The organism is Microterricola pindariensis (assembly GCF_002936985.1).
In the GTDB taxonomy this organism is placed as follows: domain Bacteria; phylum Actinomycetota; class Actinomycetes; order Actinomycetales; family Microbacteriaceae; genus Microterricola; species Microterricola pindariensis.
The window spans coordinates 34,456-50,693 of the sequence record NZ_MPZN01000017.1 but is presented as its reverse complement, the minus strand read 5'-3'; the positions used below and the strand labels follow the sequence as shown (position 1 = coordinate 50,693).

At 69.8% G+C, this 16,238-nt stretch carries 15 protein-coding genes; all 15 read left to right on the top strand.

Annotated elements, in window-relative coordinates; translation table 11 throughout:
* Positions 1-85: 85 nt before the first annotated feature.
* The 15 genes from GY24_RS07210 to GY24_RS07140 all read left to right on the top strand — a co-directional run bounded on the left by GY24_RS07210 (position 86) and on the right by GY24_RS07140 (position 16,232).
* Entirely contained in the window at positions 86-964 is an 879-nt protein-coding gene (locus GY24_RS07210) for a ParA family protein (RefSeq protein ID WP_083365460.1), read from the top strand.
* Complete coding sequence (locus GY24_RS07205) at positions 948-1,796, top strand: segregation and condensation protein A (protein ID WP_231919166.1); 849 nt, start codon at positions 948-950, stop codon at positions 1,794-1,796. The genes GY24_RS07210 and GY24_RS07205 overlap by 17 nt, the downstream gene beginning before the upstream one ends.
* Complete coding sequence (gene scpB, locus GY24_RS07200) at positions 1,789-2,376, top strand: SMC-Scp complex subunit ScpB (protein WP_104475023.1); 588 nt, start codon at positions 1,789-1,791, stop codon at positions 2,374-2,376. The genes GY24_RS07205 and scpB overlap by 8 nt, the downstream gene beginning before the upstream one ends.
* Entirely contained in the window at positions 2,363-3,289 is a 927-nt protein-coding gene (locus GY24_RS07195; protein WP_104475022.1) for a pseudouridine synthase, read from the top strand. Before scpB ends, GY24_RS07195 begins: the two co-directional genes overlap by 14 nt.
* Positions 3,289-4,386 (top strand): prephenate dehydrogenase, encoded by a 1,098-nt coding sequence (locus GY24_RS07190; protein WP_104475021.1) that lies wholly within the window; start codon positions 3,289-3,291, stop codon positions 4,384-4,386. Before GY24_RS07195 ends, GY24_RS07190 begins: the two co-directional genes overlap by 1 nt.
* Before the next feature lie 4 nt (positions 4,387-4,390).
* Positions 4,391-5,083: a (d)CMP kinase gene (cmk, locus tag GY24_RS07185; RefSeq protein WP_104475020.1), complete on the top strand. Its 693-nt coding sequence runs from the start codon at positions 4,391-4,393 to the stop codon at positions 5,081-5,083.
* A 39-nt stretch (positions 5,084-5,122) separates the two neighbouring features.
* The gene (gene der, locus GY24_RS07180; RefSeq protein ID WP_083364426.1) at positions 5,123-6,631 is read left to right on the top strand and encodes a ribosome biogenesis GTPase Der; all 1,509 of its coding nucleotides are present in this window, start codon (positions 5,123-5,125) and stop codon (positions 6,629-6,631) included.
* A 38-nt stretch (positions 6,632-6,669) separates the two neighbouring features.
* A complete protein-coding gene (locus tag GY24_RS07175; RefSeq protein WP_104475019.1) occupies positions 6,670-10,158 on the top strand; it encodes an FUSC family protein in 3,489 nt (1,162 codons plus the stop codon).
* Positions 10,159-10,328: 170 nt separating this feature from the next.
* Complete coding sequence (locus GY24_RS07170) at positions 10,329-10,634, top strand: urease subunit gamma (protein WP_083364424.1); 306 nt, start codon at positions 10,329-10,331, stop codon at positions 10,632-10,634.
* Between the two features lie 181 nt (positions 10,635-10,815).
* Positions 10,816-11,577, top strand: coding sequence for a cobalamin biosynthesis protein CbiX (locus GY24_RS07165; RefSeq protein WP_133161141.1), 762 nt, complete (start codon positions 10,816-10,818; stop codon positions 11,575-11,577).
* A gap of 19 nt (positions 11,578-11,596) precedes the next feature.
* Positions 11,597-12,052: an urease subunit beta gene (locus GY24_RS07160; RefSeq protein WP_104475017.1), complete on the top strand. Its 456-nt coding sequence runs from the start codon at positions 11,597-11,599 to the stop codon at positions 12,050-12,052.
* A complete protein-coding gene (gene ureC, locus GY24_RS07155) occupies positions 12,052-13,776 on the top strand; it encodes an urease subunit alpha (RefSeq protein ID WP_104475016.1) in 1,725 nt (574 codons plus the stop codon). The genes GY24_RS07160 and ureC overlap by 1 nt, the downstream gene beginning before the upstream one ends.
* Before the next feature lie 7 nt (positions 13,777-13,783).
* Entirely contained in the window at positions 13,784-14,497 is a 714-nt protein-coding gene (locus tag GY24_RS07150; RefSeq protein WP_193953524.1) for an urease accessory protein UreF, read from the top strand.
* Positions 14,498-14,532: 35 nt separating this feature from the next.
* On the top strand, positions 14,533-15,168 hold the full coding sequence (gene ureG / locus GY24_RS07145) for an urease accessory protein UreG (protein WP_083364420.1): 636 nt from the start codon (positions 14,533-14,535) through the stop codon (positions 15,166-15,168).
* Complete coding sequence (locus GY24_RS07140) at positions 15,165-16,232, top strand: urease accessory protein UreD (RefSeq protein ID WP_202972924.1); 1,068 nt, start codon at positions 15,165-15,167, stop codon at positions 16,230-16,232. The genes ureG and GY24_RS07140 overlap by 4 nt, the downstream gene beginning before the upstream one ends.
* The last annotated feature ends 6 nt before the right edge of the window (positions 16,233-16,238 follow it).

Below are 16,238 nucleotides of genomic sequence, written 5' to 3'. Positions count from 1 at the left end.
AGTGGGCATCGGCCCAGACCAGGAGATCAGCGTGGCGAGCAAGCGAGACCACTCGGCAGAACTTCCCCTCGCTGAGCTTTCCGCCATGGGCGATCTCGCATACGGCCGGGGCGTGCGGCAGGAACCGGGCATGGGCCCGACCAACCGGCCGCAGACCGAGTTTCCGGAACCCGCCCCGCTGAAGAGCCACGGCCCGGCCCGCATCATCGCCCTCTGCAACCAGAAGGGCGGCGTCGGCAAGACCACGACGACGATCAACCTGGGCGCCACCCTCGCCGAATACGGCCGCCGCGTTCTCGCCATCGACTTCGACCCGCAGGGCGCGCTCTCGGCCGGCCTCGGCGTGCAGACGCACGACGTGCCCACCATCTACGACCTGCTGCTCTCCCGCTCCGCCAACCCGGCCGACGCCATCCAGAAGACCCGGGTGCCCGGCCTCGACGTGATCCCGGCCAACATCGACCTCTCCGCCGCCGAGGTGCACCTGGTCAACGAGGTCGCCCGCGAGCAGATCCTCGCCAGCGTGCTGCGCAAGGTCAGCGACGACTATGACGTCGTGCTGATCGACTGCCAGCCCTCGCTCGGCCTGCTCACCGTCAACGCCCTCACCGCCAGCCACGGCGTGCTGATCCCGCTGGAGTGCGAGTTCTTCGCGCTGCGCGGCGTCGCCCTGCTGATCGAGACCATCGACAAGGTCCGCGACCGACTGAACCCCGCCATCCAGCTCGACGGGATCCTGGCCACCATGTACGACTCGCGCACGCTGCACTCGCGCGAGGTGCTCGACCGGGTCGTCGAGGCCTTCGGCGACAAGGTGCTGGAGACCGTCATCGGCCGCACCGTGAAGTTCCCGGATGCCAGCGTCGCCGGCGCGCCGATCACACAGTTCGCACCCGAGCACGCGGCTGCCCGCGCGTACCGGCAGCTCGCCAGGGAACTGGTCAGTCGTGGCGCAGTCGCCTAGCGGCCTCGCGCCAGCCCCCCACGAAGCACCTTCCGGCGACGGGGGTTTCTCCGTCGCACTCAGCAACTTCTCTGGCCCGTTCGACCTGCTCCTCAGCCTCATCTCCAAGCACGAGATGGACATCACCGAGGTCTCGCTCAGCCGCGTCACCGACGAGTTCATCTCCTACCTGCGGGGTCTGAGCTCCGAGGACGAGCTCGACCAGGCCAGCGAGTTCGTCGTCGTGGCGGCCACCCTGCTCGACCTCAAGGTCGCCGGCCTGCTGCCGCAGGGCGAACTCGTCGACGCGGAGGATGTCGCCCTGCTCGAGGCGCGCGACCTGCTGTTCGCCCGGCTGCTGCAGTACCGGGCGTTCAAGGAGGCCTCGGCCTGGTTCGCCGGCCACCTGGAGCAGGAGTCGCAGCGGCACGCCCGCACGGTGCGGCTGGAGGAGAAATACCGCCAGCAGACCCCGGAGCTCGTCTGGAACCTCTCCGCCGCCGACTTCGCCGCCCTCGCCACGCTCGCCATGGCGCCGCGCGCGATCCCCGTCGTCGGTCTGGACCACCTGCACGCGCCGCTGGTGAGCATCCGTGAACAGGCCGCCCACATCGTGGCGGTGCTGCGCGGGGGAGAACCGGTGACGTTCCGGCAGCTGATCAGCGGGCTCGACCAGAGCGCCGGGCAGAAGGGCATCGTCATCGCCCGGTTCCTGGCCGTGCTCGAGCTGTACCGGCACGCCGCAATCGCCTTCGAGCAACTCGAGCCGCTCGGCGAGCTGACGCTGCGCTGGACGGCCGAGAACTGGACCGACGACAGCCTGGCCACCCTGGGAGCCGATTACGATGCCTGAACGAGACACCGACAACGCGATCGACCGTGCCCTCGAGGCGGTTCTGCTCGTCGCCGACGAGCCGCAGGGCCTCGTGCACCTGGCCACGGCGGTCGGCCGACCGGTCGAGCAGGTGGCGGCAGCCGTCGCCCGCCTCGTCAACGACTACGACGGCGTGGACACCGCGGGCAACCCCGCCGGCGTGCGCCGCGGCTTCGAGCTGCGCGAGGTCGGCGGCGGCTGGCGCTTCTACGTGCGGGCCGAGTACGACACCGTCGTGGCCGACTTCGTGATGACGCAGAACCCCAGCAAGCTCTCGCAGGCCGCGCTGGAGACCCTCGCCGTCATCGCATACAAACAACCCATCAGCCGCGGCTCCGTCGCGTCGATCCGGGCCGTGAACGTCGACTCCGTTGTGCGCACGCTGCTCGGCCGCGGCCTCATCACCGAAGCTTTCACCGATTCCGAAACAGGCGCCATCAACTACGCCACGACCGATCTGCTTCTCACGCAGCTCGGCCTGAACTCCCTCGACGAACTGCCGCCGATCTCTCCTCTGCTCGAGGACGGCGCGGAAGGATTTAGCCATGACCTCCGATGACTTCACACCCAAGGACCACGACCCCAAGGGCTACGACCCCAAGAACTACGACGCGGAAGACTTCGGCCCCGAAGACCTCGCCGACGACTTCGAGCGCATCCCGGACGCTGGGCCCGACGGCATCCGCCTGCAGAAGCTGCTCGCCGCCGCCGGCATCGCCTCCCGCCGCGTCGTCGAGCAGTACATCGTCGAGGGCCGCATCGCCGTCAACGGCGTCGTCGTCAAGGAGCTCGGCACCCGGGTGAACCCGGAGACCGACCTGATCTCCGTCAACGGCCTCGGCGTGCAGCTGGACCAGAGCAAGCGCTACATCATGCTGAACAAGCCGACCGGCGTCGTCTCCTCGATGAACGACGAGCAGGGCCGCCCCGACCTCAGCTACTTCACCAAGGACTTCTCGGAGCGCCTGTTCAATGTCGGCCGACTCGACGCCGAGACCAGCGGCCTGCTGATCCTCACCAACGACGGCGACCTCGCCCACACCCTCGCCCACCCGTCCTTCGGTGTGACCAAGACCTACGTCGCCAAGGTGCGCGGGCGGATGACGGCCCAGACCGTCGCGCTGCTCCAGCGTGGAATCGAGCTCGAGGACGGCCCGATCAAGGCCGACAAGGCGCGCATCCTCTCCGACCCGGCCGGCTCGTCCACGCACAGCGTCGTCGAGATCACCCTGCACTCCGGACGCAACCGCATCGTCCGGCGCATGCTCGCCGAGGTTGGGCACCCGGTCGTCGACCTGGTGCGCCGCCAGTTCGGCCCGCTCAACCTCGGCACGCTGCCGATCGGCCAGATGCGCGAGCTGACCAAGGCCGAACTCGGCCAGGTGCTCACCATCTCCCGGGACGGGGCAGAGGCCCAGCAGCGCCACTCGGTGCGCCAGGCCGACAAGAACCCCAAGAAGCGGGGGCTGTGATGGCCTTGATCCCCAGCACGGAGAGCCGGCTCGCCGGGCCCGTCCGCGTCGTCGGCGCCGGCCTGCTCGGCACGAGCGTCGGCCTGGGCCTCCGCGCCCGCGGCATCGACGTGTTCCTCGCCGACGCCTCGCCGACGAACGTGAGCATCGCGACGGACCTGGGCGCCGGCCGCCCGGCCGCCCCCGGCGACGCCCCGCAGCTGATCGTCGTCGCCGTGCCGCCGGACGTGACCGCCGACGTGGTGGCGCGCGAGCTCGCCGACTACCCGGACGCGATCGTCACCGACGTCGCCAGCGTCAAACTGCAGATCCTGGACACCCTCATCGCGCGCGGCGCCGACGTGTCGCGCTACATCGGCTCGCACCCGATGGCCGGGCGCGAGCGCGGCGGCCCGCTCGCCGGCCGCGCCGACCTGTTCGTCGGCCGCCCTTGGGTGGTCGCCGGCCACGACGCCATCTCGTACAAGCGGGCCAGCGCCATCGACGACATGATCCTGGACCTCGGCGCGACCCTCGTCGAGATGAGCGCGGAGGAGCACGACCGCGGCGTCGCACTGATCTCGCACGTGCCCCAGGTGGTGTCGAGCCTGATGGCCCGCCGCCTCCTCGACGCGCCGAGCGCCTCCGTCAACCTCGCCGGGCAGGGCCTCCGCGACGTCACCCGCGTCGCCGCCAGCGACCCAGAGCTGTGGGTGCAGATCCTCGGCGCCAACTCGGCCCCGGTGCGCGAGATCCTCACCGCCTACCGCGAGGACCTCGATCGCTTCATCGACGCCCTCGACGACGTCAACGCCCCCGGCGCCCGCCGCCGCGTGGCCGAGGAGATCGCCGGCGGCAACGCCGGCGTCGCCCGGCTGCCCGGCAAGCACGGCATCGACAAGCGCTTCGCGACCATGATCGTCATGGTCGACGACACCCCGGGCCAGTTGGCCAGGCTCCTCCACGAGATCGGGGAGATCGGCGTCAACCTGGAGGACCTGCGCCTCGAGCACGCCCCGGGTGTGCAGGTCGGCCTCGCCGAGATCTCCGTCGTTCCCGAGGCCGTCGAACGCCTCACCACCGAGCTGGTCGCCCGCGGCTGGCGGATTGCAGGCTAGAGAAATGACCACCCCCGACAGCGCCCAGACGATCGTCGTCGCCATCGACGGCCCGGCCGGCAGCGGCAAGTCCAGCGTGAGCAAGGCCGTCGCCCGTGCCCTCGGCTACGGCTACCTCGACACCGGCGCCGCCTACCGGGCGCTGGCCTGGCTGGTGCTGGAGAAAGGTGTCGACAGCGAGGACGCGGATGCCGTCATCGCCGCGCTCGATGACTTCGACTACTTCATCGCCACCAACCCCGACGAGTACGTCGTGCGGGTGGGGGAGACCGACGTGACCGAGGCGATCCGCGAGCCGCGCGTGAGCGCCGCCGTCAGCGCGATCGCCCGCGTCCCCGCCGTGCGCAGCCACCTGGTCGCGCTGTTCCGCAGCATCGCCGCCGGCGTCGACGCCCCCGGGGTCGTCGTCGAGGGCAGGGACATCACCACGGTCGTCGCGCCCGACGCCCCCGTCCGCATCCTTCTCACAGCTTCGGAAGAGGCTAGAATGGCCAGACGGTCCGCCGAACTGCAGGATGACGCCGCCGCAACCGCGGGAGCCGAGCTCAAGAAACGCGATCAGGCCGATTCGCGCGTGGTCGACTTCCTGAACGCAGCAGAGGGCGTGACCACGGTCGATTCGACCGAACTGAACTTTGCCGAAACCGTCGATGCCGTCATCACGGTCATCGCCGACACGCAATCCCCGGTCTCGTAGAGCCCACACGGCCGAACAGACCCACCGAGGAGACAATCCATGACTGACATCGACACCGACGATTTCGACGCCAACGACGATCTCGTCGAGCGCATGAGCGCGCTCGACGAGGACCTCGCCGTCCAGCGCGCCCACTCACTGCGTGCGGGGCTCGCCGACTACGAGCTCGAAGACGACGACTTCGACGTGCTCGACGCCGTCACCGAAGACCCCAACGCGATCACCTACCTGCCCGCGCTTCCGGTCATCGCCATCGTCGGCCGACCCAACGTCGGCAAGTCGGCGCTGGTCAACCGCATCCTCGGCCGCCGCGAGGCCGTCGTGGAGGACACCCCCGGTGTCACCCGCGACCGCGTCTCGTACAAGGGCGAGTGGAACGACCGCCGCTTCACCCTCGTCGACACCGGCGGCTGGGAGCCCGACGCCAAGGGCATCGACGCCTCCGTCGCCGCGCAGGCCGAGGTGGCCATCGACCTCTCCGACGTCGTCTTGTTCGTCGTCGACGCGCGGGTGGGCGCCACCTCCACCGACGAGCAGGTCGTGCGCATGCTGCGCAAGAGCGGCAAGCCCGTCTTCCTGCTGGCCAACAAGGTGGATGACGCCCGCCAGGAGCCGGAGGCCGCAGCACTGTGGAGCCTCGGCCTCGGCGAGCCCTACCCGGTCTCCGCGCTGCACGGCCGCGGCGTCGCCGACCTCCTGGACGCCGTCCTCAAGAAGCTGCCGCTGATCTCGGCCGTCGCCAAGGAAGAGGTGGGCGGCCCGCGCCGCGTCGCCATCCTCGGCCGCCCGAACGTCGGCAAGTCCAGCCTGCTGAACAAGTCCGCCGGTGAGGAGCGCGTTGTCGTCAACGAGCTCGCCGGGACGACCCGCGACCCCGTCGACGAGCAGGTGGAGCTCGGCGGCAAGATCTGGCGTTTCGTCGACACCGCCGGCATCCGCCGCCGCGTGCACCTCTCGCAGGGCGCCGACTTCTACGCCTCGCTGCGCACCAGTACGGCCCTCGAAAAGGCCGAGGTCGCCATCGTCGTCATCGACGTGAGCGAGAAGATCAGCGAGCAGGACGTGCGCATCATCGACCTGGTGCTCGAGTCCGGCCGCGCCCTCGTGCTCGCCTTCAACAAGTGGGACCTGCTGGACGACGACCGTCGCCGCTACCTCGAGCGTGAGATCGAGCAGGACCTCGCCCACGTCTCGTGGGCCCCGCGCGTGAACATCTCGGCCCGCACCGGCCGCCACCTGGAGAAGCTGGTCCCGGCCCTCGAGCTCGCGCTCGAGTCGTGGGACACCCGCATCGCCACCGGCAAGTTCAACGCCTTCCTGGCCGAGCTCACGGCGGCACACCCGCACCCGGTGCGCGGCGGCAAGCAGCCCCGCATCCTGTTCGGCACCCAGGTCTCCAGCCGCCCGCCGACATTCGTGCTGTTCACCACCGGATTCCTCGACCCGGGCTACCGTCGCTACATCCAGCGCCGCCTGCGCGAGATCTACGGCTTCGCCGGAACGCCCATCTTCGTCAACATGCGCGTCAGGGAAAAAAGAGCACGCTAGCCCTCGGCTTCACGCGCCCAGCACTCTAAGCTGGGCGCGTGGACGCCTTGTGGGTCGGCCTCGGCATTGTCGTCTTGGTGGTCACCCTCCTCGACGTCTTCCTCACTGCCCTCAACTACGACGAGGCCGGCTTCTTCGCCGGCCGTCTGGCTGCCGGGCAGTGGATGCTGACCCGGCGCCTGACCCGCCGCCTGGCCCGCCGGTGGCGCCCCCTCGTGCTGCGCCAGGTCACCGGCCTGCAGATCATGGTGACCGTGATCGCCTGGGTCGGCGGCGTGATCCTCGGTTACGGGTTTATCTACCTCGGCTACATGCAGGGGAGCAACTTCCAGTACTCCGGCGTGAACGGCGGCTTCTTCGGCGCGATGTATTTCAGCGCCGCCCAGCTGGCCACCGTCGGCACGTCGCAGCTCTCTCCGAACACCGACCTGCTGCGCGCCCTCTCGATCCTCGAGACCCTGACCGGCGTCGTCCTCGTCTCGCTCATCCTCACGTTCCTGCTCGGCATCTACGACGTCATCAGCAGCCTGCGGGCACTCTCGGCGCAATTCTTCAGCGCGGGCGCCGGCGTTGGCGAGCCGATCGCCAGCCTGAAGCCGTACTTTCCCGGCGGCGAGTCACGCGATCTGGATTCGCACCTGGAGTCCATCTCCGACAGCTTCGGCTCGTACACGGACGGTGTGCGGCTGCACCACTCGGCGTACTACTTCCAGAGCGGGCGCGACACGTTCTCCCTGCCGTACTCCATCCGGATGCTGGCCGGCATCATCGGCGGACTGCGCTGGGGGCTGCCGGGCTCGAACCCCGTCACCCAGGAGCCGACTTTACAGCCGCTGACGGCCCAGTTCGAGAAGTTCCAGCAGTACATGCATCCGCTGCTCAAATGGCAGAGCACCGCGGTGCCGGAGACGGTGACCGCCGACGCGTTCGCCGCCCAGGTGCGGGCGGAGGCGGGCCGCCAGCGGGGGAGGCGCCCCCGGATGGCGCGCCGGCAGGATCCGGGCGATGCCTGGGTGGCCAGATTCGTGCAGGTGAACCACGAGATGGCGGAGCTCACCGGCACGGAACCCCTCTCTGACGTGGGCGAGGCGTACGAGCGCTACGTGCAGTGGCTGCCATTCGCGTACCACGCGCAGCAGTTCAGCGCGGCCGTCTCGCATGACCTCGATTACCAGCCGGTCTACTCGGCCCCCGAAGACCAGGCCCCGGCCGCCGTGCTGTCTCCGGCACCGGATGAGACGGCGCCGCGGGACGGCGAGAAGGGTGTGCGCGCGTTCATCGGCCGCCGGGTGACGCTGATCGACCCCGGCTACACGCGCCTGATCAGCGCCGCGCGCGCGCTCGGTGCCGCCGCCCTGGCCGTGGCGGTGCTCGCCATCGGCCTCAGCGCGCTGGGCCAGCCACCGCTGCCGACGGCGGTCTTCGGCGGCATGATCGCCATGTTCACCGGGGCGGCCTCGCCGGGGGGCTCCGGCTGGAAGCGACTGACCGCGTTGGTGGCGGTCGTGCCCGTCCTGTTCGCGATCGTGTTGAACGTGATCGTGCCTCACGAGCCGATCCCCTCCGCGCTCGTGCTGACGGCGCTCGCCTTCCTCGGCGTCGCGGTCTCTCGATTCGGACGCCAGCTGGGCGGGCTCGGCCAGCTCGCCTTTGTCTCGTACTACTTCACCCTGCTGTTGAACTTGCAGCCGGCCGAGTTCCTGCCCTTCGTCCTCGCCGCGCTCGTCGGGGTGCTCTGTTCGGTGCTGATCCAGCTCATCCCGAACCGGGGCGCGCACGTCCGGGTCGTCCGGGGCGGGGTGCGGGCATTCGAACATCGACTCGTGCGCTCGCTCGAGCCGCTCATCGACACGGTGTCCGCCGCGCGGTGGGATCCCGACCTGCAACGCAGAACCCGCAGCGAGTTCCGGCAGACCCACCACACCGCCGCCTTCCTCTCCGGCCAACTCACCGCCGACGACCCGGACATCGGCCTGTCCGTCGAACAGGCCAATGCGCTGCGCGTCCGCGTGCACGACGGGGAGCTGGCCCTGGCCAACCTCGGCTGGGCGGCCCGCGCGGCCACGGGAGCCGGCATCCCGATCGAGGTGCGCGCGCGCCTGGCCGGGGCGCTGCAGACCGTTCAGAAGCACATCGCCGGATACCCGGACGACCCGGCATGGATCGGCCAGGGGAGCAGCGGTGGCACAGACGGGGAAGAAGGGCAGAGCACCGATCCCGATCGGCTGCCATCGGGCATCGCCCCGCAACACTGGCCCCGGCCGGCCCGGCGCGTGTACGCCGCCGCATTCGAACTGCAGCGGGCCGGCGACGAGCTCCACGCGGCGCGCGCGCCCGAACTCGTGATCAGTCCGGCAGATCTCGAGCCGGCCGTGCCGGAGGCGGTGGAGCCCTCAGACATCGACGCGCTGCTGCCGGAGGAAGACCCAGCGGGCACCGGCCGAGCCGGCCCTGGCCCACAACACCAGCGGCCCCAGCTGGCCGCACCGCAGGGCGGTGCCGCAGCGTCCGCAGCCATCTGGCGCCGAGCCGTGCAGGCCGCCCTCTCGACGGGCATCGCGCTCTTCTTGGGCTCCTTCGTGTCGTCGAGTCACCAGTACTGGGCGGCGATGCCGGCCTACCAGGCCATCGGCGGCAGCGACGGCGAGACGTTCGTCAAGGGGGCCCAGAAGATCATCGGCACGATTGCCGGCGCGGCCGTCGGATTCACGATCGCCATCGCGGCCGGCTCCCACCCGGCCGTGCTGCTGCCGGTGCTCGCCCTCTGCGTCTTCGCCTCCGCCTACTTCCGCTCGGCATCCTCCCCGCTCACGAGCTTCTGGCAGACCATGATGTTCGCCCAGCTCTACGAGTTCCTCGGCCGGCTCACGACGGAGGCGATCGATGTGCGCATCGTGGAGACCGTGATCGGCGCCGTCGTCGCGCTGCTCGTCGCCGCCCTGGTGCTGCCGACGCGCACGCGCAACAAGTTCGCCCACCAGGCGCTGAAGCTGGTGGAGAGCGTGGAGAGCGTCACCGCCGCGGCCCTGCAGGTGTGGAAGAGCGGCCGGCCGGCATCCGCGGCCGACCTCGCCGCACTGACCAGGGGCGAGATCGCGATGGCCGAACAGCTGCGCACGCTGCAGACGGTGGCGGCCCCGCTGCAGCACACTGCGGGGGTGTTCGAGCCGAGTGGTGTCGAGAACCAGCTCTCCGCGTTCTGGGAACTGCTCTACTACACCCGACATTTCGTCTCCGCGACCGAACGCGGCCACCCAGAGAGCGTGCACGTCTCGCCTGAGCAATGGGACCAGCTCGAGGAGTCGACCGAGCGCAACTTCGCCGCGCTTGCGGCGGCCTTCGACGAGCGCTCGCCCGGGCCCGTCGACCCCGAGATCGGCATCGACGAGCTGGGCGACGCCGACGAGCCGCGCACCGCGGAGAAGGCGCTCCGTGCGCTCGCACGCGCCAATCAGGCCATCGCCCTCATGGTCGAAGACGCCGTTCCGCAGCCGAGTGGACTGTTCCACCGTCGGGCTGGGCGCTGATCCCACCCGCGTCAGCGGACCGCTCACGCCCCGCGCCGAAAGCCTGACCCCGCCCCTCCTTGCGCCCCCCGAATGGGGTAGACCGGGCGAGGGGATCGGCGTATGGTGCCGGTGTGGCATCCGGTCGGGGATTCCCATCCGGCAGACAAATCGAGAAAACCGGGGACGACATGAACCTCACTCCACGCGAAATCGACAAGTTGTATGTCTACCAAGTTGCAGACTTGGCGCGAAAGCGGCGTGACCGCGGAACCAAGCTCAATCTCAGTGAGGCCCAAGCCCTGATCACGGAAGCGATTCTGGAAGGGGCCCGCGACGGCAAGTCCGTCGCCGAATGCATGGAGTTGGGCAAGACCATCGTCACCGAGCGGGAGTGCATGGGCGGGGTGCGGGAACGCCTCTCGCTGCTCCAGGTCGAGGCGACCTTCCCCGACGGGAGCAAGCTGGTCTCCTGCCACGACCCGGTCGGCGCTTAAGATGAGCCGGCCGACCGACGCAGATCCCTCGGTGGTGCTGGTCGGTGGGCACGAGAGCTCGAATGGGGCGGACCTTCATCCGCTGCTTGCGCAGTTGCCGGGGGCCCACGTCACCGCGCCGGGACGGGCGCTCAGCAGCACCGTCAGCCGAGTGCTGTCCGCACCAGGACAGGCGAGCGTCGTGGTCTTGCCGATCACCTTTGGGCGCAACCCGACGATGGTCGCCGACGCGGCCAAGACCCTGAGCTGGCTGGCTCCCCAGAGCCCCGGCAGGCTCGCGCTCGCCGAGGACTTCGGCACGCTCGACCACCTCACCGCCTGGCTGCGCGCGGCGACGGTCGCCGTGCGGCGGCGCGCGCCGGATGCCGCGGTGGTCATCGCGGCCGAGTCGGCGAACCCCTTCGACGACGCGGAGCTGCACCGCATCGCCCACCTGGTGCGCACGCACGGCGCGGGCAACGAGGTCGAGGCGGCCGCCGGCACCGAACCCCACGAGCTGCTCGTGACCCTGCGGCGGCTCCGACTGCTCGGCTTTCCCGAGGCGGTCGTCGTGCCGGCCGGATTCCAGCGCTCCAGCGCGGTGCCGTTCGGCAAGGGCGACTTCGCCGGGGCCGAGTTCTACGGCCCGCTGCTCTCGGAGCAGGCGGTGCTGCGCGTCATCCGCGATCGCGTGGCCGACGCCGCGCACCGGCTGAGCCACGGCGACGACGGCATCAACGCCGGGCTCGCGGCGGACCACGGCCACGGCTACGCGCACTCGCACGCCTTCGACGCCTCAGGGTTTGGCGACACCGAGGGCGCCGGGCACACGCACCCGCACACGCACAGTCACGGTGACGGCCGCGGCGTCGCGCACACCCACAACCACTCGGGGGCCGGCCACGACCACCCCGAGGCTGCCAGCGGCAGCCACCCGGACATGTCCCTGATCCACACGCAGTGACTGCGGAAGGAAGAACACCATGCTAGGCAGCCCGAAGTACGACCACATGAGCGATGAGATCGAGATCAACGCCGGCCGAGACAGCGTCAGACTCACGGTGAGCAATACCGGCGATCGCGCGGTGCAGGTCGGATCCCACTTCCACTTCTTCGAGGTGAACAAGGCGCTGTTGTTCGAGCGCGAGAAGGCGTACGGCACCCACCTGGACATCCCGGCAGGGACGGGCGTCCGTTTCGAGCCCGGCGACACCAAGGAGGTGACCCTCACCGCGTATGCGGGCACGCGCCACATCATCGGCTTCAACAACCTCGTCAACGGCGGGTTGGACTCGGAGGACACGAAGATCCAGGCCATCGCGCGGATGAACGAGCTCGGCTACAAGAACGGCAAACCAACCACCCGTCCCAGCGCCGCCAAGAGCGGTGCGGCCAAGGGCACGGCGAAGCAGGGCACGACGAAAAAGGGGACGAAGTAATGGCGATCATCTCGCGCAAGCAGTACACGGACCTCTTCGGCCCGACCGTCGGAGACCGGGTGCAGCTGGCCGACACGAACCTGGTGATCCAGATCGAGAAGGACTACGCGGAGGGCCACTACGGCGACGAGGTCGTCTACGGCGGCGGAAAGACGGGGCGCGACGGCATGGCCGCCGACCCGCAGGCCACAGACGCCCAGGGCGTGCTCGACCTGGTCATCACGAACGCGATCATCCTCGACCCGATCCTCGGCGTCATCAAGGGCGACATCGGCATCCGCGACGGCAAGATCGCGGGTATCGGCAAGGCGGGCAACCCCCACACGCAGAGCGGCGTCGACCCCCACCTCGTCGTCGGGCCCGGCACCGAGCTGCTGGCCGGCGAGCACCTCATCGCCACCGCTGGCGGCATCGACTCCCACGTGCACTTCATCTCGCCCCAGCAGGCGGAGGCGTCGCTCTCCAACGGCATCACGACGTTGTTCGGCGGCGGTACCGGGCCGACAGACGGCACCAACGGCGTCACCACGACGCCCGGCGTCTGGAACATGCACCGCCTGCTCGAATCGGCGGAGGGGCTCTCCGTGAACACGGGGTTCTGCGGCAAGGGCAACGGCTCGCGGCCGGAGGCGCTGATCGAGCAGATCGAGGCGGGCGCCGCCGGCCTCAAGGTGCACGAGGACTACGGCGCGACGCCGGCCGCGCTCAGCATGGCGCTCGACGTGGCCGATCGGTACGACGTGCAGATCACGGTGCACACCGACAGCCTCAACGAGGCCGGCTTCGTGGAGAACACCCTCGACGCCATCAACGGGCGCACCATCCACACCTACCACTCGGAGGGGGCCGGCGGCGGGCACGCCCCGGACATCCTGCGTGTGGCCGGCCACCCCAACGTGCTCCCAGCCTCGACGAACCCGACCCTGCCGTACACGGTGAACTCGGTGGACGAGCTGCTCGACATGGTGATGGTCTGCCACCACCTGTCCCACGACATTCCGGAGGACGTCTCCTTCGCCGACTCCCGGGTGCGCGCGGAGACGATCGCGGCCGAGACGGTGCTGCACGACCTCGGCGTGCTCTCGATCGTGTCCTCGGACTCGCAGGCGATGGGACGCGTGGGGGAGTCGTTCCTGCGCACCTTCCAGGTGGCCCACCACAACAAGGACAAGCGCGGCAAGCTGCCGGAGGATCCGCCGGAGCACGACAACTTCCGGGTGCTGCGCTACCTGGCGAAGATCACGATCAATCCCGCGATCGCCCAGGGCGTTTCGGACTACATCGGGTCGCTGGAGACCGGCAAGATGGCCGACATCGTGCTCTGGCCGGTGGACTCCTTCGCCGTCAAGCCGAAGCTGATCGTGAAGGGCGGACTGATCAACTGGTCGGTGATGGGAGACCCCAACGCCTCGCTGCCCACCCCGCAGCCGGTCTACTACCGGCCGATGTTCGGCGCCTACGGCAAGGCCCAGCGCAGCACGCGCATCACCTTCATGTCGAAGGCGGCCATCGACAAGGGGGTACCGGAGAAGCTGGGCCTGGAGAGCCAGGTGCTGCCGGTGCGGCGCACGAGGGAGCTCGGCAAGGCGAACATGGTGCGCAACGACGCGATGCCGAAGATCGAGGTCGACCCGGAAACCTACAAGGTCACCTACGACGGCACGCTCGCCACCATCGAACCGGCCGAGTCGCTGCCGCTCACCCAGCTGTTCTTCCTGGCCTGAGGCAGTGATGGCAGTGTCGGATGCGCGCCAGCTGTTGGCGAGTCTGCAATTCTCAGACTCGGCCTTCCCGAGCGGCTTCTACACGATGTCGCACGGTCTGGAGGGATTCAGCCAGGCCCGGCTCGTCGGCCGGGACGGCGTGTATGGCTTGCTGGCCGACCTGCTGGTGCACTCGGTGGGGCCCGGCGACGCGACAGCGCTCGCCGGGGCGCACCGGGCCGCCGCGGCATCCGACTGGGAGGAGGTCGAGCAGATCGACCACCGCCTGTTCGCCTCGAAGCTGAACGCCGAGATGCGCACCGCCTCGGTGCGCAGCGGCCACCAGCTGGCCGACCTGGCCGCGGAGGTGCTCGGCGGGCCAGGCGATACCGACGCTGCGGGTGTCGCCGAGTACGCCCGACGGGTGAAGGCGCGCACGACACCTGGCTGCCAGCCGGTCGCGACGGCCGTGGTCTACGCCGCCTGTGGTGTGGACACCGAGGCCGCCGTCGCATCGGACCTGTTCGCCTTCTCGGTGAGCTTCGTCGGCGCCGCCCTCCGGCTGCGCTTGACCGACCACCGGCACGCGCAGGCGGTGCTGTACGAGATCGGCACGGTGATCGAGCAGGTGGCGGCGGATGCCGCCCGGCGCGATATCGCAGACATCGGCGGGTGCGCACCCGTCGCCGACATCATGTCGGCACAACACGAGCGCGCGGAGGCGCGGCTGTTCGCCAGCTGAGCAGACCTGTGCACAACGAGGGGAAAGGGACAACCATGAGCGAGAACGTACTGAGGATCGGCATCGGCGGGCCGGTGGGATCCGGCAAGACGGCGCTGACCGAGGCGCTGGTGCCGCTGCTGATCGCGGCCGGGCGCACGCCCGGCGTGATCACCAACGACATCTACACGCAGGAGGACGCCCAACACGTGCGGCGCGAGCTCGCCGGGGTGCTCGACCCGGAGCGGGTGGTGGGCGTGGAGACCGGCGCCTGCCCGCACACGGCCGTGCGGGACGACCCCACCATGAACCTCGCCGTCGGGGCGGAGATGCTCGAGCGCTTCCCCGACATCGACACGCTCATCTACGAGTCGGGCGGCGACAACCTGACGCTCACCTTCTCGCCGGCGCTCGCCGACGTGTTCGTGTTCGTGCTGGACACCGCGGAGGGCGAGAAGATGCCGCGCAAGCGCGGGCCCGGCATCACAGAGAGCGACATCCTGGTCATCAACAAGATCGACATCGCCCAGTACGTGCGCACCGACCTCGACGTGATGCACAGCGACGCGAACCGGGTGCGCGACGGCAAGCCGGTCGTGCTGACGAACTCGCTCACCGGCGAGGGCGTGGAGGAGCTGCATCGGGAGATCATGACGCAGTGGAACGGTGCCCGATCCGAACTCGTCGGATGAGCGGCACGAGAGCGGCGCTGGCGAAGCCGCCGGATGCCGGCGACGGCGCGCGCATGACTGCGCCCGCCACCCTGGCGCCGGTCAGCCCGCTGCCGGTGAAGGCGCCCGGGCCGGGCGGCTACCGCCTCGAGCCCGACTTTTACGAGCCGGCCCGCGTGCCGGCCGAGGTACTCCACTATGCGGGTACGCCGCCGAGCCTGCCCGTCGGCAGCCCGGGCAAGGTCGGTGTCCTGCAGCTCGCCTTCGCCCAGAACGGCGGCAGGACCGAGCTGGTGCGGCACTACCAGAAGTCGCCGCTGCAGATCATGCGCCCGCTCTACTACAACACGCTGCGCCCCGACATGGCCTACACCTACCTGATGTCCACCGGCGGCGGCATCCTGCAGGGAGACAGGCTGCGCACCGACCTGAGCTTCGGCCCGGGCACCTCCGCCCACGTCACCACCCAGGCGCACACCAAGGTGTACCGGATGGAGCACGACTACGCCTCCTCCGTCACGAACATCGAGGTCGAGGCCGACGCCTACCTGGAATACCTGCCCGACCCGGTGGTGCCCTTCGTCGACTCGCGCTTCTACCAGCAGACGGCGGTGGTGCTCGATGAGTCGGCGACGCTGCTGCTCGGCGAGACCGTGTACGCCGGGCGCCTGGCCAGGGGGGAGCGGCACGCCTACGCGGTGTACGCCTCTGATCTCGAGGTGCGCCGCCCGGACGGCCGGCTGGTCGCCCTGGACCGGGTGCGGCTCTGCCCCGGCGCGAGCGGCCCTTCGAGCGGTGTCTCCGGGCTCGGCGTCCTGGCCGACCACGACGTGCTCGCCATGCTCTACGTGTTCACGCCGCGGGTGCCCGTCGCCGTGCTCGCCGACCGGCTGCACGCCGCGCTCGCCGAGGACTTCGGCGACACGCTGCTGTTCGGCGTGAGCGCGCTACCCGGCGACACGGGGGTGTGGCTGCGCCTGGTGGGCAACGACACGGTGGCGGTGGCCCGGGCGAACACGGCCGCGGCATCCGCCGTTCATGAACTTCTGACCGGCGTCAACGCGCCGGTGATTCGCAAGAGTTAGGAGGAG

What these genes read in the sequence shown, in the direction of transcription:
- GY24_RS07210 (WP_083365460.1), top strand. Translation starts at nt 86, where the DNA reads ATGGGCGATCTCGCATACGGCCGGGGCGTGCGGCAGGAACCGGGCATG.
- scpB (WP_104475023.1), top strand. Translation starts at nt 1,789, where the DNA reads ATGCCTGAACGAGACACCGACAACGCGATCGACCGTGCCCTCGAGGCG.
- GY24_RS07195 (WP_104475022.1), top strand. Translation starts at nt 2,363, where the DNA reads ATGACCTCCGATGACTTCACACCCAAGGACCACGACCCCAAGGGCTAC.
- GY24_RS07190 (WP_104475021.1), top strand. Translation starts at nt 3,289, where the DNA reads ATGGCCTTGATCCCCAGCACGGAGAGCCGGCTCGCCGGGCCCGTCCGC.
- cmk (WP_104475020.1), top strand. Translation starts at nt 4,391, where the DNA reads ATGACCACCCCCGACAGCGCCCAGACGATCGTCGTCGCCATCGACGGC.
- der (WP_083364426.1), top strand. Translation starts at nt 5,123, where the DNA reads ATGACTGACATCGACACCGACGATTTCGACGCCAACGACGATCTCGTC.
- GY24_RS07170 (WP_083364424.1), top strand. Translation starts at nt 10,329, where the DNA reads ATGAACCTCACTCCACGCGAAATCGACAAGTTGTATGTCTACCAAGTT.
- GY24_RS07160 (WP_104475017.1), top strand. Translation starts at nt 11,597, where the DNA reads ATGCTAGGCAGCCCGAAGTACGACCACATGAGCGATGAGATCGAGATC.
- ureC (WP_104475016.1), top strand. Translation starts at nt 12,052, where the DNA reads ATGGCGATCATCTCGCGCAAGCAGTACACGGACCTCTTCGGCCCGACC.
- GY24_RS07150 (WP_193953524.1), top strand. Translation starts at nt 13,784, where the DNA reads ATGGCAGTGTCGGATGCGCGCCAGCTGTTGGCGAGTCTGCAATTCTCA.
- ureG (WP_083364420.1), top strand. Translation starts at nt 14,533, where the DNA reads ATGAGCGAGAACGTACTGAGGATCGGCATCGGCGGGCCGGTGGGATCC.
- GY24_RS07140 (WP_202972924.1), top strand. Translation starts at nt 15,165, where the DNA reads ATGAGCGGCACGAGAGCGGCGCTGGCGAAGCCGCCGGATGCCGGCGAC.